This window comes from Paenibacillus profundus (assembly GCF_021369635.1).
GTDB lineage: Bacteria > Bacillota > Bacilli > Paenibacillales > Paenibacillaceae > Paenibacillus_B > Paenibacillus_B profundus.
In genome coordinates this window covers 313,620-332,500 of record NZ_JAJNBZ010000004.1, presented here as the reverse complement: position 1 = coordinate 332,500, position 18,881 = coordinate 313,620, and the positions used below count along the sequence as shown (strand labels likewise).

Below are 18,881 nucleotides of genomic sequence, written 5' to 3'. Positions count from 1 at the left end.
TTGTTTCGCCTGAGCCGTATGACTTCGCTTCTGCGCTTGCTCTTCCACAAGCGCGCCATCCTTAATAGTGATGATCCGATCACATAAATCCAATACACGTTCGTCATGTGTAACCATGACCGCAGCCTTGCGTCTGGCCTTTACTTCAGAAGCAAGCATTTCCACGACCGACCGTCCTCGCTTGGAATCTAAGCTCGCAGTAGGCTCATCGGCCAATATAACCTCAGGATCGTTCATTAACGCACGCGCAATCGCAACGCGCTGACGCTCTCCTCCCGACAGCTTATCAGGATAGTGATGAAGACGATGCAGCATGCCGACATCTTCTAATAATTGTACAGCTTTTCGCTCGGCTTCCTTCGCGCTCTTCTTACTCAACCGGGCCACTAGCAATAATTGATCCACAACGGTTAAATACGGAACCAAATTAGAAGTCTGGAACACAAAGCCGATATGGTCCAAACGGACACGATTCAGCTTCTGCGTTGTAATTCCCGCAATATCCGTCCCATTAATTAAAATGCGTCCGCTTGACGGCGTGAGCAGTGCCCCTGCAATCGATAAAAAGGTGCTTTTCCCCGAGCCAGAAGGGCCCACAACGATAATGTCCTTTGGGCATATCAGGATGTCGCTTCGGACTTTTATATTGTAGAAAGAGAACATGAACCGAATATGAACGACAGATTACAAATGAATGAAATGGATTGTTCAGCGGAGTCTTCATATATTGTTGCAAATGCTTTGCACCCGCTCCGGTTATGACTTATACTCTGGGTACTATTTTGCAAAGCGAGGACAATCCGATGGCAGTAACGATTATTCATGTAGCTGAAAAAGCAGGCGTGTCTCCATCTACCGTATCACGTGTCATCTCGAATGATTCGCGTATTAGCCAGAAGACGAGCCGCAAGGTGCGCAAAGCAATGGAAGAGCTGGGGTATCACCCGAATATGCTTGCGAAGAGTCTGGTCACGAAGACAACGAACAATTTAGGCATCGTCCTGCCTCGCCCTGCGGATGAGGTGTTTCAGAATCAATTTTTCTCCGAAATTATTCGCGGTATCGTTACGAAGGCAGCTTCCAGCCGCTATGATGTGCTCATGACTGCCGGAACAAGTCAGATGGAAGAAGAAAAGGCGGTCGAACGGTTAGTGCATGGCCGAAATGTGGATGGCATCATTTTATTGTCCTCTCGCAGAGACGATCAGATTATTTCCTTTTTACGGGACAAGCAGTTCCCATTCGTGCTGGTCGGCCGCAGCGATCAGTATTTGGACATCATTTCGGTGGATAACGATAATATTGCTGCATCGTATGACATTACACGCAGGTTGATCCAGTTGGGTCACCGCAATATTGCCTTTGTGAGCGGTCCATTCAATTTGACGGTATCGAAGGATCGGCTGGATGGATTCAGCAAAGCATTGATGGAGGCGGGAATCCCATCTCGCGAAGAGTACATATTGGAAGGCGAATTCACTCAGGAATCGTCGGCACAGATGACGGAGCGAATCTTAAAGCTGGAGGAACGTCCGACAGCCATTGTTGCGATCGATGATGTTGTCGCATTCGGCATCATTCGTTCATTGCGAAGCAACGGCTTGCGCGTACCGGAAGACTGCAGTGTGGTTGGCTTCAATAATACGTTGTTGTCTGAAATGTGCCTGCCTCCGATCGCCAGTATCGATATCGGTATTTATCAGATGGGCAGTTCGGCGGTCCAAGCGCTCATCCAGCGTATTAAGGGCGATGGCTTCGAGCAAGCTCGGATCATCATTCCACATCAGCTCATATGGCGCGACTCGGTAATAGCGTTCAATTCGGATTCGTAAGCAAGGGCGATGACCCGTGTTCATGTTAAGTTAAGCGATTAATCAATTATTTTTGGTGAAATAGAAATGTTTGGCGGGAAAAGTTATCAATAAAAAAAGCGATGGGACATCCCGGCCTCACAGCCGAATGCTCCATCGCTTTTTCAGTTCATTCTACTTTTACAATGTGATATTCAATTCGATTCCATCCGTAGTGTTAGGCAACTTCAACCACAGCTCACCGCGCTCGGCTTCATAAGCCCAGCCCGAAGCTTGCTGTGCCAGCTGCGCAGCCTGAACCTGCTCACCCGATCCAGCAACGCCCTTCGGAGCGGCCGCAAGGCCGATGATGCGGAATTGGACGCTTGCCCGCTGCGAATCGTAACCGCGAGTTGTATACTTCGCCGTCACGTTCAGCGCTTGCTCGGACTCTGTCGCTTCGATAAGCATCTTATTCCATTCCCCGTCTTCATAGGAAAATGTCAAGCCATCATCTTCGTACCATTCCAGACTGCTCGTCCCGCTTCTGCCCTGCAGATAGATGGATGCCGTCACGAACTCATCCGCAACCGCCTCATCCGCATACTGGCGAACCGGGCCTTCCAACAGAATAGCGCCTGCGCGGATAAAGATCGGCAGCTTCGCAAGCGGCGCATGCACATGAATGTGCTGCTGGCCCGCATAGCGCTCCCCGCTCCAGTAATCCACCCACTCGCCTTCCGGCAAATACACAGATCGCCATTCCGTATTCGGGCGGTACACCGGAGCAACGATAACTGAATCGCCCACGAGGAATTGGTCGTACAAATTATATACTTGTGGATCGTTCGGATATTCGAGCACAAGCGGACGCATAACCGGAAGCCCCGTTTTGGAGGCTTCATAGAACCAATGATACAGGTAAGGCATCCATTGGTAGCGCAATGAAATGTATTGCCGGCAAATGCGCTCGATCTCTTCGCCGAACGACCAAGGCTCCTGACGCAGCGTATCAATGGCACTATGATTGCGGCAGTACGGGAAGAAGACACCCATCTGCATCCACCGTGCCAGCAGCTCGCCGCTTGTATGATGGGCGAAGCCGCCGATATCCGGTCCCGCGAACGGAACGCCGGACATCCCCAGGTTGAGCACCATTGGCATCGCCATCGACATATGCTCCCAGAAGCTGCGGTTGTCGCCTGTCCATACGGCTGCATAGCGTTGAATACCACTGTAGCCTGCGCGCGTCAATACGAACGGACGCTTGCCGTCGAGCAGTGCCTTCAGTCCTTCATAGCTCGCCTGGGACATGCACATGCCGTACAGATTGTGCAGCTCGCCGTGGGTCTTGCGATCGCCTTCGTTGCCGTGCATGACATTGACGTCCATCGTCTTCGTCTCATTGAAGATGGCCGGCTCGTTCATGTCGTTCCAGATGCCGTCGATGCCCAAGTCCGTATAGAAGCGCTGCTTCTCCGTCCACCAATCGCGCACGCGCGATTCAGTGAAGTCCGGGAACGCGCTCTCTCCCGGCCAGACCGGACCGGTATATATGTCTCCTTCGGCCGTTTTGCAGAAGAAGTTCTCGTCGACGCCTTCCATATAGACGGCATACATCGGATCCTTCTTCACGCCCGGATCCACGATCGGAACGATATGGAAGCCGAGCTCGCGCAGCCGCGCCATCATCTGCTCCGGATTCGGGAAGCGGCTCTCATCAAATGTAAAGACGCGATAGCCGTTCATATAATGAATGTCGAGATGGATGACATCGCAAGGGATCTCCTTGTCGCGGAACGTATGCGCCAGATCCATCACTTCTTTTTCATCCATATAGCTGTAACGTGATTGGTGATATCCGAGCGCCCACTTCGGCGGCAGCGGCATGCGTCCGGTCAGCTCACTGTAGCGGACGATAACTTCCTTCATGGTCGGCCCCTCAATCCAATATAGATCAAGCTCGCCTGTCCAAGATTGAATCATCGCCATGTTCGCATAGGTACGCGTATCAAATACGGTCTTGCCCGGGTTGTCCAAGAACAATCCATAACCGTTGCCGTTATTCAACACCGTCAGGAAAGGAATGGATTGATATAAGGCTTCCATTTCCGGCACATGAGGGGCGTATACATCGGTATTCCACATCGTATAGCGCTCGCCGCGCTTATCCAGAAATCCTGTCTTTTCCCCGAGGCCATAAATATGGTCATCTTCACTCAGCGAAATAAATGCCGTATAGTCGCCTACAGACTCCCGATTTCGCTGCACACTGAGGATGTTCACCTGTTGTTCTCTGTTGCGGATGGACAAGGAACCTGTCTTCCGATTCATTTCAACCGTTGTGCTTCCGCTAACAACCGACACCCGCTCTTCATCGGCCGTCCACTTCAACGGCTCTTGAGTACGGGTCTCCGACGCTATAATCGCCGGAGTCGTCTTCCAATTCGGCTGCTGTCCGCAGAATGTCTTGATGCGAATCGAACCGCCGTCTACCGATGTTATGGCCAGATTAAAATGCTCTCCCATAAGCAGAAGCGCATTATTCTGTTCTGTAATCTGTGTAATCATCCCAAGCTGCACGCCCGTGCTTCTCTCTGTATGCTGGCTTGCATTCTCTGGGTGTATCGCTGCACTTGTGTCTAGCATCGTAATCCCTCCTGCTCCTACTTCTTTCTAATTTAATCCCATTCCAGCTCCTACTATCCTTTGCTCGCCCCGGCTGTAAGTCCTTCCACGAGGAAGCGCTGCAGGAATAAGTACAAAAGCGCAATCGGAATGGCTATCAACACGGCACCGGCCGCAAACATCGTAAAGTTGGTCGATGCGTTGTTGACCATATCCCAAAGTCCGATGGCAAGCGTCCACTTTTCTTTCGTCCGCAATACGAGGCGGGCAAAGATGAAGTCGCCCCACGCGCCGGCGAAAGTGGTAAGACCAACGTATGTGATCATCGGCTTGGAAAGTGGCAGCATAATTTTACGAAATACGGTCCAGTGGGAGGCTCCATCAATGCGAGCCGATTCCTCCAGACTCTTCGGAATGGTATCGAAGAAACCTTTCACGACAAACGCTCCTAACGGAGCTCCCGCCGAGTACACCAAAATCAAGGCCATATGCGTATCCAGCAAATTAAGCTGCATCAGCAGGATGTATATGGCGATCATGCTCATAAATCCAGGGAACATGCCGAGCACCAGCATCCCCGACATCAAATTTTTGCGTCCGTAGAAACGGAAGCGCGACAAGGCATAAGCGGTCATGACGACCAGAATAACACCGAAGATCATGTTAAAGGTCGCTATCTTTAATGTGTTCAAATACCAGCGGCCATACTGGTATTGGTCCGATGTGAATAAGCTGATATAATGCTCAAACGTCGGGTTTTTCGGAATTAACGTTTCGCTGTAAATAGACGTTCCCGGCCGGATGGAGGACATCAGAATCCAAATGGTCGGATAAAAGACGCTTATTGCAATGATGATTAACAGCAGGTAGCTAAATGTGAGACGCAGCTTTGAATTTTTCTTTTTCCCTACACTCATTGGATGAGATCCTCCTCTCGGAATGAACGTGTACGGCGATAGCTCCATATCGATAGCGAGGCCACAATAATGAAGATAATGATGCCTATGGCTGCCGCCATATTGAACTTGTTGTTATCCAGCGTCAACTTGTACAGCCAGGTGACAAGCAAGTCGGTGCTGCCCGCATATTGGTATTCGCCGTTAGGCGGGTTCCCGTTGGTCATCAGGAAGATGACGTTAAAATTATTAATATTACCTGCAAATTGCCCAATTAAAATAGGTGCTGTTGAGTACAGAATCATCGGCATCGTGATGGAGCGGAATTTGTGCCATGCCGTTGCTCCGTCAACATCCGCAGCTTCGTACATATCTTTCGGAATCGTAGTCAATATGCCGATGACAAGCACCATCGTAACCGGAATACCTACCCACATATTGACCATAAGCACAGTTACTTTGGCCCAGAACGGATCGGACAGCCAAGGCAGCTTGCCTAACCCGAAATAGCTCAAGTATTGGTTGATTGGACCGAATTCACCGTTAAACATGTTGCGCATAATGAGAAACGACAACATTTGCGGAATCGCATACGGAATAATAAAAATAGTGCGCCACATCGTCTTGAAACGAATTCCCGCCTGCTGCACCAACAGCGCTACTAGAATACCGCCAAAATAACAAGTGACGGTAGCCAAGATGGCCCAAATGATCGTCCACGTCAATACGCCGTAGAACGTGTCACTCCATGATCCAAGCTGCAGCAAATCTTTAAAGTTCTGCAAGCCGACCCAATCGACCAGCTTCGCCGGCGGAATATGCTCAGGCGCCGAATAGTTCGTGAAGGCAAGCAAGATCATGAAGATGATCGGCATAATCGTAAAGAACAATACAGCCGCTGTCGGCAGAGCCAAAAACAAATAGGCGAATTTGTTCTCTTTCACATATTCCAAGCTCTGCAGGAAACGATTCGGTGTATCGCCCCGTTCACGCAGACGTCCGACTGCAAAGGCGTCCTTCACAACTAAAATGTACATCCAAATAAATACAAACAGGACAACCAGGGTAATTAAGCTGCTAATAATGAGGTGGATGGAATGATCACCAGCCACCATCTTGTACAGCTTGCCGACCTTCTGCATTTGGGAAGGCGTCTCGCCGAGTGTGTATAATCCCCATAACGCACGCGGCAATTGATTGATTAAATAGTAAAGCCCCAAGGCTTCACACAGCATGAGCAGAATACCTTTGAGATACTGACGGTTAAATAGTTGCCCTAGACCCCAGAACATACCGGAAAGAACGGCAGCTTTACTGGCGTATTTCGCATGTGTCTCACCTGGCGTCGGCCCTGTCTGATGAAGTGCAGATGGCGCATCACCCGAAGAAGCCGATTGTCGAGTGCTCATAAAGGACTCTCCTTTCTCCATATCCAATATCGTTATGTCACGACGTCCGACCAATTTAAACGACCCGGGCAAGCGATTGCTCCCCCGGGCTTTTTTCTCTCTTTATTTATAGGAAGTTAATAAAGCTGCCTTCCATTTTTGATCATGAGTCAAGTTGACCTGTTTGGAGCACGTACTTTTATTTATTGGCGTCTTTAATTTGCTGTACGGCGTTGTCAAGCGCTGCTTTCGGATCTTTTCCTTTGTTCAGCACGTCTGCAAGGCCTGCCGCCATCGGGCTCCACACACTGCCCATCTCTGGAATAGCCGGCATTGGGTAAGAGTTCTCGAACTGCTCTAATACCGCAACGGTGAACGGATCGTTGGCTACTGTTGGATCGGCTGCCGCTTCTTTGTTGGAAGGGACAACGCCGTTCAATTCGAAGGCTTTCAGCTGAGCGGCTTTCGTCGATGCATATTCTGCGAACAGCTTAGCCGCGTTCGGATATTTCGTGTAAGAGTTGACATACCAAGCTTTCACGCCGGAGAACGTCTTGGAAGGCTGGCCATCGATGCTAGGGATCATTGCTGCGCCGAGGTTGATGCCTGCTTTCTTCAAGTCCGGAATCGCCCATGGTCCGTCGATATTCATCGCCAATTGACCGCTGGAGAACAAGCCCTTTTTCACATCGCCCGTTACATCGGATGTCGTCAATGGAAGCACCTGCTTAGCAAACTGCTGCAGGAACGCCGCCCCTTTAACCGCACCTTCGTTGTTCAAGCCAATGTCCGCTTTATCGCTGCCATTGTTGCCGAACACGTAGCCGCCTGTTGTTGCCAGATACATGTAGTCATAATAGAAGTTCCCAATTTCCCACATGTACGTGTACTTTTTGTTAGGTATGTCGTTCATTTTCTTGGATAGTTCAACAACCTCTTCCATGGTCTTAGGTGCCTCTGGCAGCAAGTCTTTGTTATAGAACATGATGAGCGTTTCTACAGAACGCGGATATCCGTACAGCACGCCATCAAAGGATGCTGCATTAACTGCTAATTCGGAGTTCGCTTCACGTGTCTGTGCCTCATGGAAATCATTCGGGAACACGAGACCAGCCGTTACCGCTTTACCCAGGTTGTCATGCGGGAAGACTACGATATCCGCTGCAATGCCGGCAGGACCGTCATTGACCAGCTTATTGACTTGGTCAGGAGCCGCCACTTCTTCAAACTTGACGGGAACGTTGTACTTCTCTGTGAATTCCTTGGCGATAGCCTCGATGAAAGGACGGCTTTCTTTACTCTCCCATACGATCAAGCTTGCTCCTTCTTCGGGAACCAACTGATCGCTTTCCGCTGCCCCGCTGTCCGTCGCCGTGTCTGTCGACTCCGCAGCATCTGTCGTTGCTCCCGCCCCGCTCGTCGAATTATTGCCGCCGCCGGAGGAACAAGCCGTAATTGTAAATACCATCATGACCGACAAAAGCGTTACTACCCATCTCTTCATGTGTGAATCCCCTTTCAATTGTGCAAGTTTGCTGATTTCAAAGCGTGCAAAGTTGAAGCTGAGGTACCATGGTGCAAAATTGTGCCTAGATCTATGCAAACCTTTGCACAAATAATTAAAAAAATAAATCCTTTCACACAAAGGCCTTGTAAGCGGTTGCGTATATGTGGATTATACAATTCAACTTTTATCTTGTAAACCGTTTGCACAAAAAAATATTTTATTTTATACTGTGATTCATACTTGAGAACATTTATAGTAAGTGAGGTTTTCCCGATGGCAGTAACCATAATTAATGTGGCCGAAAAGGCTGGCGTCTCGCCTTCTACGGTGTCGCGCGTAATCTCGAACGATTCGCGTATCAGCCAGAAGACAAGCCGCAAAGTACGCAAGGTCATGGAAGAGCTTGGTTACCACCCGAACCTTATGGCCAAGAGCTTAGTTACGAGGACAACGCACAATATCGGCATTGTTCTCCCCCGCCCCGCAGAAGAACTGTTCCAGAATCAGTTCTTCTCCGAAATTATTCGGGGCATCGTGACGAAGGCAGCTTCCAGCGGTTATGATATTTTGATGACCACCAGCACCAATGAAATAGAAGAATGGAAAGCGGTAGAGCGGCTCGTTCAGGGGCGCAACGTCGACGGCATTATTTTGCTCGCCTCTCAACGAGAGGATCCGAATATATCGTTTTTGCGGGAGAAAAAGTTTCCGTTCGTGCTCGTTGGGCGCAGCGAGGATTACAGCGATATCACTTCCGTGGATAACGACAACATTGCAGCCGCGCAGGCGATAACTCGCCATCTAATTGAACTCGGTCACCGCCGTATCGGCTTCGTCAGCGGGCCATTCGAATTGACGGTATCGAAAGACCGGTTGGACGGATATAGCAAGGCCTTGCTCGATGGGGGCATTCCGTTCCGGTGCGACTATGTTTTTGAAGGCGCATTCACGCCTGACTCGGCGATGCAAGTCACCGAGCAAATTTTGAAGCTTGAAGAACGCCCGACCGCCATCATTGCAATCGATGACGTCGTTGCCTTCGGCATCATTCGCTCGCTATGGAACAACGGGCTCCGAGTTCCGGAGGATTGCAGCGTCGTCGGATTTAACAACACATCGCTGGCTGAGATGTGCTTGCCGCAGATTTCGAGCGTCGATATCGGCATGTATCAAATGGGCCAATCTACGGTTCAGGCTCTAATCCAGCGCATCAAGGGCGACGGGTTCGAGCAGGCTCGCATCATCATTCCGCATCAGCTTATATGGCGAAGGTCAGTGACGTCTCCCGATTCCGAAGCGTAAACATCAATCGTTCGTTCGTCAGTCTGCAAGCAGTTCGATATAAGCCAAAGGAGAGGACATTATTATGCTGCTCGAAGCCATTTACCATCGCCCTAAACAGAACTGGGCATATGCTTATGACCACAAAACCATTCACGTTCGCATCCGCACGAAGAAAAATGACGTAAATCGTGTCACCGTCTATTACGGGGATAAGTTCAACAGCTGGGAGGGAATAGAGAAGACCATCTCTGTTCCGATGACGCGCCTGTATCAGGATGAGCTGTTCGATTATTGGCAAGCGGAGACGATTCCTCCATTCCGCCGTCTCGCCTACGCGTTCAAGCTGGAGGATGCGCATGACTCGGTGTGGATGACCGAACGCGGCTTCCAACGGGAAACGCCGGAGCCGACGAAGAGCTGGTTCGAGTATCCGTTCCTGAACCCTGCGGACATCTTTGCGCCGCCGGCTTGGGTGAAGGATGCGGTGTTCTATCAAATTTTCCCGGAGCGCTTTGCCAATGGCGATGCCAGCAACGATCCGGAGGAAGTGCTGCCTTGGGGCGGCGATCCGAAGCCGGACAATTATTTTGGCGGCGACCTGCAGGGGGTTCTGAACCACCTCGATCATTTGGAACAGCTCGGCGTAACGGCGATATACTTCACCCCTATTTTTGAAGCGACAACGAACCATAAGTACGATACGAAAAACTACATGAAGGTCGACCCGCACTTCGGCACGAATGAAAAGCTGAAGGAATTGGTGCAAGTGTGTCACGACCGCGGCATTCGCGTGCTGCTCGATGCGGTATTCAATCATTGCGGCCACACGTTCCCGCCGTTTGTTGACGTGCTCGAAAAAGGCGAGCAATCCGCCTACAAGGATTGGTTCCATGTCCGTCAGTTCCCGCTCGAGGTGATTGACGACGTGCCGACCTTCGACACGTTTGCGTTCACGCCGATGATGCCGAAGTTGAACACGGAGCATCCGGAAGTGAAGACCTATTTGCTCGATGTGGCGCGCTATTGGATTGAAGAGGTCGGCATCGACGGCTGGCGGCTCGATGTCGCCAACGAAGTGGATCACCAGTTCTGGCGTGAATTCCGCCAAACGGTTAAAGCTGTTAACCCAGACGCTTATATTTTGGGCGAAATGTTCCACGAGGGCATGATGTGGCTGCAGGGCGATCAGTTCGATGCGGTGATGAACTATCCGTTCACGTATGCAATGCATGACTTTTTTGCAAGCGAATTGATTGACGGACTCGGATTCGCGCAAGCGATCCAGCATCAGCTGGCAAGCTACCCGCTGCAGGCTAACGAGGTCATGTTCAACCTGCTGGACAGCCATGATACGCCGCGTCTGCTGACGCTGTGCGGCAACGACAAGCGCAAGATGAAGCTTGCTGCGCTGTTCCAGCTCACGTTCTTGGGCACGCCGTGCATTTATTATGGCGACGAGGTGGGATTAGACGGGGAGCATGATCCAGGCTGCCGCAAATGCATGGAATGGGACGAAAAGCGGCAGGATGCCGGCCTGCTGCACTATTATCGCAGCATGATCGCGCTGCGGCATGCGCACTCCGCGCTGCGGACGGGCAGCTTCCGCTTCGTTCATGCAGAGGAGAACGACCGGGTCATTGCGTATGAGCGGGCAGATGCGAATGGGCGCTGGCTCTTCGTGCTGAACGGATCTGAGCAAAGCCGGACGGTAATTTTGCAGATTTGTGAAGGTGTATGGCAGAGTGTCAGTATCGATGACAGGCCTGATTCGGGTGAAATACTGGCGGGAAATAACAGGGGCTTGCAGGTAGAAGTCGAGGGTATGGGCTGGCGGATATTGAAATTGAAGCAGTAGTTCGCACTTCGCAAGCAATGGAGGAGCACTCTATCTAGTTCAATTGGAAATATTATGATATAGTCATAGGAACACAATAATGGCTTATGGGCGGTTGGCTAATCTCCTGCAAAGGAGGTGATGCCAGTGAGCGTATTTGAAGCATTGAGTCTAATGTTCCTTTTCGGAATGTTCATTCTTGCTTTGCTCACTTACTTAAAGAAAAAGTAGACCGCCCTGTCTCAAAGGTCTGCGGTCTACTTTCGCACCTTGTAAAAAGCCAACCGCTCTTCATGCGGTTATTGTGGGAAGAAGGTCGTAGTTGACGTTACGATCTTCTTTTTATTATACGCAAATTGTATCATACATATTCTTACTGTTCAACGGTGTGGTCTATCGCGTGAAAATCTTTCACAGATTCAGAACTTACTCTATCGTATTTGCAATTTCCAGCAGTTGCTCGTTGCTATAGAGAGGGGACGTCGTTCCATTCGTCTCTTTTCCAGAGAACAGCACATAGGTGAGCCCATTATGTCTCCAATACAAAGCACTGAAAACTTCATTGGCTTGATCCCAAGTTTGAGCTTGATTGTCAAGCTTGCGGTATTTCTTGCCTTTCGGCCCTGTGTCATGCTGGGAATTGGTTATCGTCAACAGGAGATTAAGCCCTTGCTTGGTGTTGAGGTATGATATTTCGATCGCATCGAAATTCATCTGGGTATGAAATACTCTTGCTGATTTGTCCGTTACTTCAAAGGGGACTTCTGGCTGCATTACCGTAAATGGAACTTGCTTCACAGCATCCTTGATGGGGAGCGCATTTTCGGGTATGTTGTGTGCAGATTCGTTTGACTCCATATAGTTATTTGGTTGCTGATCGATGCTCGTTTCAGTAGAGGCTTGATAGTGGTAGCATCCGGATAAAATGATAAAAGGAAGCAGTAAACGAATTCTCAATGGCCTCATGATAATCACCTCAAAATAACTGCAACACACGCTTGTATGCCGATTATAAATTAATAGTGGCTCAACCCTAAAATCAATGCTTCGGAGACGATTTGTCCGGGCAGTGCTATTCGATGTCGAATGGCCTCTTAGGATGCATCATGATCAAAAGGGGACTTTTTAAACAACCGAAATAAGCAAAGGAGAGAACATTACCTGCTGGACAGCCATGACACGCCGCGTCTTCTGACGCTGAGCGGCAACGACAAGCGCAAGATGAAGCTGGCCGCGCTGTTCCAGCTGACGTTCATGGGCACACCGTGCATTTATTATGGCGACGAGGTCAGATTGGACAGGGAGCATGACCTAGGCTGCCGGCCTGCTGCACTATTATCGCAGCCTGATCGCGCTGCGGTACGCGCAATCTGCGTTGCGCACGGGCAGCTTCCGCTTCGTTCATGCGAAGGAGAATGACCAGGTCATCGCGTATGAGCGAGCAAATGCAGACGAGTGCTGGATTTTCGTGCTGAACGGGTCCGAGTCAAAACGGACGGTATGTTTGCAGATTTGTGAAGGTGAATGGCAAAGCGTCAGTATCGATGACAAGTCTGATTCGGGTGAAATGCTGGCGGGAAATCACAAGGGCTTGCAGGTAGAGGTCGAGGGTCTGGGCTGGCGGATATTGAAATTGGAGCAGTAGTTCGCACTTCGCACGCAATGCAGGAGCACACTACCTAGTTCAATTGGAAATATTATGATATAGTCATAGGAACACAATAATGGCTTATGGGCGGTTGGCTAATCTCCTGCAAAGGAGGTGATGCCAGTGAGCGTATTTGAAGCATTGAGTCTAATGTTCCTTTTCGGAATGTTCATTCTCGCTTTGCTCACTTACTTAAAGAAAAAGTAGACCGCCCTCCAACCAAGGTTTGCGGTCTACCCTTTAGATTGTTCACCTAATTAAGCCAACCGCTCTTCATGCGGTTATTGTGGGAAGAAGGTCGTAGTTAGCGCTACGATCTTCTTTTTATTATACGCAAATTATATCATACATATTCTTACTGTTCAACGGTGTTCCGAAGTGCAACGACTGTTCAATTTAGACTGAGCGCTTCATTCAACAGCCGTACGAGCTCGGTCTCGTCCGTAATGACGGGAATGCCCAACTGCTCTGCCTTGGCCAGCTTGCTGCCCGCCTTCTCCCCGGCGACGACAAGATCGGTCTTCTTCGATACGCTGCCTGTCACCTTCGCACCGCACGCTTCCAGCTTCTCTGTCGCTTCCTCACGCGTCATCAGGTGCAGCGTTCCGGTCAGCACGACCGTTTTGCCATAGAAGAACGAATCTTCGCTTACTGGTGCAGGCTTCTCTACTGCTTGCGGCTCTACGCCAAGCTCAAGCATCCGGTCGATGCTCGCCCGGTTCACAGGATCGGCGAAGTAAGTCACGATGCTGTCCGCTACGATGTCACCCACATCCGGAATAGTGATTAACTCCTCGGTTGTGGCTTGCATAACGCCCTCCAGCGTCCCGAAGTGATCCGCAAGCGCCCGCGTCGTCGACTTGCCCGTATTCGGAATGCCGAGCGCGAACAAGAAAGCTGCCAGGTCGCGCGTCTTGCTTTTATTCAGCGCCTCCAACAGGTTGTTCGCCTTCTTCTCTCCGAACCGATTGAGAACGACCAACTGTTCGAAGGCGAGCGCGTACAGGTCAGAGGGTTCATGCACGTTCAGCTCATCATGCAGCTGCTCCGCAGTCATGACGCTGAACGTCTCGATGTCCATCGCATCACGCGATGCAAAGTGCGCCAAGCGGGCGACGATCTGCGGCTTGCAGTTCAGCTTGTTGTTGCAGAACAAATGCGCGCCGCGCATTTCAAGCGTGTATCCGCAAGCTGGGCACTCCGTCGGATACACAATTTCTTCGCCATCCTCTTCATCTGGCACGCGACCGAGAATTTCGGGAATGACATCATTCGAACGGCGGATGAAAACACGTGCCCCCAGAGCATGCTTCAGGTTCTTCCGCTCGATGTCGCCGACATTGTTCAAGGTACAGTTCTGCACGGTCACCCCGGCCAGCTCAACCGCTTCTACACGCGCGACCGGCGTGATTTTACCCGTACGTCCGACTTCCCAATTGACCGACTCCAGCACGGTCGTCGTCTCTTCTGCCTCGAACTTGAAGGCAACGGCCCAGCGCGGGAATTTATCCGTGTAGCCGAGCACCTCGCGCGTGCGCATATCGGTAATCTTCACGACTGCCCCATCGATCAAATAATCCAAGGATGGGCGCTGCTCCTGCACGCGATGCAGTTCCTCGCGCACCTCTTCTATCGTATCGAAGTACGTAATGTACGGATTCACCTTGAATTGGTTCGACTTCAGAAATGCCATCATTTCTTGATGGGTGGTGAACGTTACGTCATCGGAGTAGCCAACATTATAGAAAAAAGCACTCAGCTTCCGCTGCGCCGTTACTTGCGGATTCAAGTTGCGGAGCGCTCCCGCCGCCGCATTGCGCGCATTTTTAAGCGGCTCAGCCGCTGTCTTATTATAGGCATCCAGCACAGACAGGTTCATAATGCCTTCGCCCTGCACTTCAATCGTGCCGTCCTTGTACGGAATCGTCAGCGGGACAGAGCGGATCGTCTTCACCTGCGGCAAAATCGCCTCGCCAACGACGCCGTTCCCGCGCGTCGACGCCTGGACCAACTGGCCATCCGTATAGGTCAGATTGACGGTCAATCCGTCATATTTCAACTCCACCACATAAGCGGGCGCAGGAAGAGGCTCTGCCTCTGGATTTTTCGTGTTGTAGTCTTGAATAAGGCGCAGGACCCGTTGATGCCACGCATACAGATCGTCTTCATTCTGCGCCTTGTCCAAGCTCCACAGCCGCGACAAGTGACGGTGCGGATCGAATCCCTTCAGGATCTCGCCTCCGACCCGACTCGTCGGTGAATCGGACAATACAACCCCCGTTTCTCGCTCCAACGCGACGAGCTCGTCATATAGCTTGTCATACTCTTTATCCGAGATGACAGGCTCGTCGAGCGTGTAATAATGATAATTGTAACGGTTCAGATCCGCCACGAGTTGTTCCATACGGGAATGTGCATTCGACACGGAGGGTGCCCCTTTCTTACTCATATCTACAAAGTCACTTCAAGGTCATCACCAGGATATTCTACCTGCTGTTCATTTATACTTTCGTAACCGGCGCAAATGCCGCCAGGAGACGCTTTACACCGACAGGCGCCGGGAAGGCAATCTGCAGCTCCGTATCGGTACCCGTCCCTTTGACGGAGACGATGACGCCGACGCCCCACTTGGCGTGGGACACTTTGTCGCCAGCTTGGATGCTGCCGTCTTGCGCTCCATCCTGCTTCTCCTTGTCGAGCGAAGTCGTGACAGTGACGCCACTGGCGGCCGGTGCCTTGCTTCCTGGAGTGGATGTGCGCCATCCGCCCGGCGCCTGGCTTGACGCGCCTGTGCCGGACGCTTGGTTCGCTCCTGCGCCTCCGGCGTAGCCGAGACCGCGCCCGCCATAGGAGGCGGAGGATGCATTGCGGCCGTAACGGTCGCCCCCGCCGTAGCGCGTGCCCGACGGAGATGCGTCTTCCATCAGTTCTTCCGGCACTTCCCTGAGGAAGCGTGACGGCGGGTTCGCATTCGTCCGGCCGAACAGTGTGCGCGTTCGTGCACACGTCAGGAAGAGCTGCTGCTCTGCGCGCGTAATGCCTACATACGCGAGACGGCGCTCTTCTTCCAGCTCCTCGTTGTCGCTGAAGGCGCGGCTGTGTGGGAAGACTCCCTCCTCCATACCGATGATGAAGACAACAGGGAATTCCAATCCTTTGGCGCTGTGCATCGTCATGAGGATGACCGCGTCTTCTTCCTCTTCGTCGGTATCATTCACCGAATCGATATCCGCAATAAGGGCCAGGTCGGTCAAGAACGACACGAGCGACTTGTCGTCATTGCGCTGCTCGAACTCCTGCGTTACCGACAGGAACTCCTCGATGTTCTCTAGCCGCGCCTTTGATTCCAGCGTGTTTTCCCGATGCAGCTCCAGCTTGTACTCTGACATTTCCAGTACTTTTTCCGTCAATTCCGTAACTGACAAATATTCGACCATATGATGCAAGCCATCGATCATCGCCCGGAATTCACGCAATGTGCCCTTAGTCTTCGGAGCGATGTCCAAGTCATCCATATTCGCTATGACTTCCATGACCGACGTGCCTCGTGCCGACGCCGCGTCGGACAGCTTGGCTAACGTCGTCGCCCCAATGCCCCGCTTCGGCACATTGATAATACGCTCCAAGCTGATATCATCGTTCGGGTTAGATATTAACCGCAAGTATCCGAGCAAATCCTTAATCTCTTTGCGGTCGTAGAACTTGATGCCGCCGACGATCTGATATGGAATTTCGGACTTGATGAGAATTTCCTCTATTACCCGGGACTGGGCATTCGTTCGGTACAAAATCGCGTGATTGCTGTACGATGTGCCGGTCATCTTGTTCTTCTTAATTTCCGCCGTCACGAAATAGCCTTCATCGTGTTCCGTATCCGCTTGATAGACTTTAATCTTATTTCCCTCGCCGGAATCGGTCCACAACTTCTTCGGTTTACGGCCCGTATTCTGCTTAATGACTTCATTCGCCGCATTCAAAATATTCGCGGTAGAACGATAGTTCTGTTCGAGGAATATTGTGGTTGCCTTCGGGTAATCTTCCTCGAAGTTCAGAATGTTCGTAATGTCCGCCCCGCGCCAACGGTAGATGGACTGGTCACTATCCCCCACCACGCAAATATTATGATGCTGATCTGCGAGCATGCGGCACAGCATGTACTGCGCGCGGTTCGTATCCTGATACTCGTCAACGTGAATATATTTGAACTTCTTCTGATAAAAGTCGAGCACTTCCGGCACTTCCTTGAACAGATGGATTGTCGACATGATCAGATCGTCAAAGTCGAGCGAGTTGTTGCTCTTCAGCCGCTTCTGGTACAGCTTGTACACCTTCGCGACGATACCGTCGAAAAAATCGCCAATCTTCTGCTCTAGCCGTTCCGGGGAGACAAGCTCATTTTTCGCACTGCTGATGGCCGCTTGCACTGCCCGGGGCTCAAACTTTTTCGTGTCAAAATTCAATTCCTTCATACAGCCTCGAATGACAGATAGTTGGTCCGCCGAATCGAGAATGGAGAAATTAGACGTATACCCGATTCTTTCGATATCTCGGCGCAGAATGCGCACACACATGGAGTGGAACGTCGACACCCAGATGTCCTGCCCTTCCGGACCGACCAGCTTAGCTACCCGATCCTGCATTTCGCGGGATGCTTTGTTCGTAAATGTAATCGCCAGGATGCTCCACGGCGCGGCTTTGCGCGTAGCGATAAGGTAAGCGATACGGTGCGTCAGCACGCGCGTCTTCCCTGATCCCGCTCCCGCCATAATAAGCAGCGGCCCTTCTGTCGCCTCTACCGCGCGGCGCTGCTCCGGATTAAGGCGCTTAATCGCATCCTGAATGTCAATACTTGCTCGTGAAGCTCCCGTTTGTGCACCTGATTCTAAAAATTCAAACATAAGTGCGCAATCTCCTTTCTGTTGGACAAGTAGAACAGGCATGATCAATCCGTGTCTAGGGATGTGCCGATTCTGCTAGATGAATCAGCAATAGATTTGTTCAATGAAAAATAACCTGACTGATTCATCGCTGATCCAAAAATAAATCTATCCTCTCGGCTGGTATGCCGATGTCTCATTCTTGTGTTCAATCATATTTCCTATTTTAATGGCGCTACCTTCACGGCGTCTACCGTAGCTAAGGCCGCATCCAAATCTTCATATACTATGTTACCCACCACGACCGTATCTGCCGCTGCGGCTGCTGCTCGTGCTTGCTCCATCGTGCGGATACCGCCACCGTAGAACAGCTGAGCCTGACGAAGAGCACGCTTAACCTCGCTCACCCGCTCCATATCGCCATACATGCCGCTATATTCGACGTACACGATGGGGAGACGCATTAGCTTGTCCGCTATTTGCGCATACGCGACCGTTTCAGCGATTGTTATACTCGCATCCGCCTCCGTAATCTTAGCCGCCGTCGCGTCAGGATTTAATATAATGTAGCCTTCTGGTATTAGCAAATCCCACGGAATCATGTAACCATATTGCTGTATCGCACGCTGATGCTGCCCGATGATCCAATCCGGATTCGGTGTATTCAGCACCATTGGGATGAGGTACGCGTCGAATCCCGGCACCACGGCATCCAGATTGGACACCTCCAGCACGACCGGCAGCTCATATCGCCGAATGCGCGCCAACAGATCCACCGTATTCTCAAACGTCACCCCACTCGACCCGCCGACTACGATTGCATCCGAGCCGGACATACATATCCTGTCCAGTGCTTCATCGCCAATTTCTTTATCTGGGTCCAATTTGAACACGTGCCGCCACGAGTCTATAGGTATAACAGGCGTATTCAAGGTTGTGTTCCTCCATGTCCGTCGCTCTTTTACGCATAATGCAATACACATGCCTCGATCAATATTGCTACATGCGTAAAGGCTGCATGCTGTTCAA

Annotated in this window: 16 protein-coding genes (1 of these 16 only partly in view); 7 read left to right on the top strand and 9 right to left on the bottom strand. The window is 51.1% G+C overall.

Features of this window, described 5'->3' with window-relative positions; all coding sequences use genetic code 11:
- Window positions 1–663 carry the 5' portion of an ABC transporter ATP-binding protein gene (locus tag LQV63_RS08725; protein WP_233696402.1) on the bottom strand. Its footprint begins 21 nt before the window's first position, so 663 of the gene's 684 nt are visible here — the first part of the coding sequence; it begins with the start codon at window positions 661–663; its stop codon lies beyond the left edge, outside the window.
- Window positions 664–803: 140 nt separating this feature from the next.
- Between LQV63_RS08725 and LQV63_RS08720 the strand changes: the two genes are divergently transcribed.
- Entirely contained in the window at window positions 804–1,832 is a 1,029-nt protein-coding gene (locus tag LQV63_RS08720; RefSeq protein ID WP_019424819.1) for a LacI family DNA-binding transcriptional regulator, read from the top strand.
- A 159-nt stretch (window positions 1,833–1,991) separates the two neighbouring features.
- On the opposite strand, the gene LQV63_RS08715 is transcribed toward LQV63_RS08720, so the two are convergent.
- The 4 genes from LQV63_RS08715 to LQV63_RS08700 all read right to left on the bottom strand — a co-directional run bounded on the left by LQV63_RS08715 (window position 1,992) and on the right by LQV63_RS08700 (window position 8,206).
- Entirely contained in the window at window positions 1,992–4,439 is a 2,448-nt protein-coding gene (locus LQV63_RS08715; RefSeq protein ID WP_233696401.1) for a glycoside hydrolase family 31 protein, read from the bottom strand.
- A 53-nt stretch (window positions 4,440–4,492) separates the two neighbouring features.
- A complete protein-coding gene (locus LQV63_RS08710) occupies window positions 4,493–5,335 on the bottom strand; it encodes a sugar ABC transporter permease (RefSeq protein ID WP_019424817.1) in 843 nt (280 codons plus the stop codon).
- On the bottom strand, window positions 5,332–6,606 hold the full coding sequence (locus LQV63_RS08705; RefSeq protein WP_407672902.1) for a carbohydrate ABC transporter permease: 1,275 nt from the start codon (window positions 6,604–6,606) through the stop codon (window positions 5,332–5,334). Before LQV63_RS08705 ends, LQV63_RS08710 begins: the two co-directional genes overlap by 4 nt.
- Window positions 6,607–6,901: 295 nt before the next feature.
- Window positions 6,902–8,206, bottom strand: a complete 1,305-nt coding sequence (locus LQV63_RS08700) for a sugar ABC transporter substrate-binding protein (protein WP_233696399.1) — start codon at window positions 8,204–8,206, stop codon at window positions 6,902–6,904.
- 276 nt (window positions 8,207–8,482) lie between these two features.
- Between LQV63_RS08700 and LQV63_RS08695 the strand changes: the two genes are divergently transcribed.
- The 3 genes from LQV63_RS08695 (at window position 8,483) to LQV63_RS31740 (ending at window position 11,558) form a co-directional block, all read left to right on the top strand.
- Window positions 8,483–9,511 carry a LacI family DNA-binding transcriptional regulator gene (locus tag LQV63_RS08695; RefSeq protein ID WP_233696398.1) on the top strand — a complete coding sequence of 343 codons (1,029 nt, stop codon included), beginning with the start codon at window positions 8,483–8,485 and terminating at the stop codon, window positions 9,509–9,511.
- 64 nt (window positions 9,512–9,575) lie between these two features.
- Window positions 9,576–11,348 (top strand): alpha-glycosidase, encoded by a 1,773-nt coding sequence (locus LQV63_RS08690; protein ID WP_233696397.1) that lies wholly within the window; start codon window positions 9,576–9,578, stop codon window positions 11,346–11,348.
- 120 nt (window positions 11,349–11,468) lie between these two features.
- Complete coding sequence (locus tag LQV63_RS31740; RefSeq protein ID WP_254912210.1) at window positions 11,469–11,558, top strand: putative holin-like toxin; 90 nt, start codon at window positions 11,469–11,471, stop codon at window positions 11,556–11,558.
- 195 nt (window positions 11,559–11,753) lie between these two features.
- Here LQV63_RS31740 and LQV63_RS08680 read toward each other — a convergent pair whose 3' ends face one another.
- A complete protein-coding gene (locus LQV63_RS08680) occupies window positions 11,754–12,293 on the bottom strand; it encodes a hypothetical protein (protein WP_233696396.1) in 540 nt (179 codons plus the stop codon).
- A gap of 195 nt (window positions 12,294–12,488) precedes the next feature.
- Between LQV63_RS08680 and LQV63_RS08675 the strand changes: the two genes are divergently transcribed.
- From LQV63_RS08675 to LQV63_RS31355, 3 genes are all read left to right on the top strand, one after another.
- Window positions 12,489–12,746 carry an alpha-amylase family glycosyl hydrolase gene (locus tag LQV63_RS08675; protein WP_325175865.1) on the top strand — a complete coding sequence of 86 codons (258 nt, stop codon included), beginning with the start codon at window positions 12,489–12,491 and terminating at the stop codon, window positions 12,744–12,746.
- On the top strand, window positions 12,703–12,972 hold the full coding sequence (locus LQV63_RS08670) for an alpha-glucosidase C-terminal domain-containing protein (protein ID WP_233696395.1): 270 nt from the start codon (window positions 12,703–12,705) through the stop codon (window positions 12,970–12,972). The genes LQV63_RS08675 and LQV63_RS08670 overlap by 44 nt, the downstream gene beginning before the upstream one ends.
- 120 nt (window positions 12,973–13,092) lie before the next feature.
- Entirely contained in the window at window positions 13,093–13,182 is a 90-nt protein-coding gene (locus tag LQV63_RS31355) for a putative holin-like toxin (RefSeq protein WP_254912210.1), read from the top strand.
- Between the two features lie 184 nt (window positions 13,183–13,366).
- Here the strand turns inward: LQV63_RS31355 and ligA are convergent, their stop codons facing one another.
- The 3 genes from ligA to pcrB all read right to left on the bottom strand — a co-directional run bounded on the left by ligA (window position 13,367) and on the right by pcrB (window position 18,784).
- The gene (gene ligA, locus LQV63_RS08660; protein WP_233696414.1) at window positions 13,367–15,379 is read right to left on the bottom strand and encodes an NAD-dependent DNA ligase LigA; all 2,013 of its coding nucleotides are present in this window, start codon (window positions 15,377–15,379) and stop codon (window positions 13,367–13,369) included.
- Window positions 15,380–15,476: 97 nt separating this feature from the next.
- The gene (gene pcrA, locus LQV63_RS08655) at window positions 15,477–17,873 is read right to left on the bottom strand and encodes a DNA helicase PcrA (RefSeq protein WP_233696394.1); all 2,397 of its coding nucleotides are present in this window, start codon (window positions 17,871–17,873) and stop codon (window positions 15,477–15,479) included.
- A gap of 200 nt (window positions 17,874–18,073) precedes the next feature.
- A complete protein-coding gene (gene pcrB, locus LQV63_RS08650; protein ID WP_233696393.1) occupies window positions 18,074–18,784 on the bottom strand; it encodes a heptaprenylglyceryl phosphate synthase in 711 nt (236 codons plus the stop codon).
- Between the last annotated feature and the right edge of the window lie 97 nt (window positions 18,785–18,881).

Bases quoted from the DNA above. Each gene is read 5' to 3' on its own strand.
- LQV63_RS08720 (WP_019424819.1), top strand. From the start codon at position 804: ATGGCAGTAACGATTATTCATGTAGCTGAAAAAGCAGGCGTGTCTCCA.
- LQV63_RS08715 (WP_233696401.1), bottom strand. From the start codon at position 4,439: ATGCTAGACACAAGTGCAGCGATACACCCAGAGAATGCAAGCCAGCAT.
- LQV63_RS08710 (WP_019424817.1), bottom strand. From the start codon at position 5,335: ATGAGTGTAGGGAAAAAGAAAAATTCAAAGCTGCGTCTCACATTTAGC.
- LQV63_RS08705 (WP_407672902.1), bottom strand. From the start codon at position 6,606: ATGTTCTGGGGTCTAGGGCAACTATTTAACCGTCAGTATCTCAAAGGT.
- LQV63_RS08700 (WP_233696399.1), bottom strand. From the start codon at position 8,206: ATGAAGAGATGGGTAGTAACGCTTTTGTCGGTCATGATGGTATTTACA.
- LQV63_RS08695 (WP_233696398.1), top strand. From the start codon at position 8,483: ATGGCAGTAACCATAATTAATGTGGCCGAAAAGGCTGGCGTCTCGCCT.
- LQV63_RS08690 (WP_233696397.1), top strand. From the start codon at position 9,576: ATGCTGCTCGAAGCCATTTACCATCGCCCTAAACAGAACTGGGCATAT.
- LQV63_RS31740 (WP_254912210.1), top strand. From the start codon at position 11,469: ATGCCAGTGAGCGTATTTGAAGCATTGAGTCTAATGTTCCTTTTCGGA.
- LQV63_RS08680 (WP_233696396.1), bottom strand. From the start codon at position 12,293: ATGAGGCCATTGAGAATTCGTTTACTGCTTCCTTTTATCATTTTATCC.
- LQV63_RS31355 (WP_254912210.1), top strand. From the start codon at position 13,093: ATGCCAGTGAGCGTATTTGAAGCATTGAGTCTAATGTTCCTTTTCGGA.
- ligA (WP_233696414.1), bottom strand. From the start codon at position 15,379: ATGGAACAACTCGTGGCGGATCTGAACCGTTACAATTATCATTATTAC.
- pcrA (WP_233696394.1), bottom strand. From the start codon at position 17,873: ATGTTTGAATTTTTAGAATCAGGTGCACAAACGGGAGCTTCACGAGCA.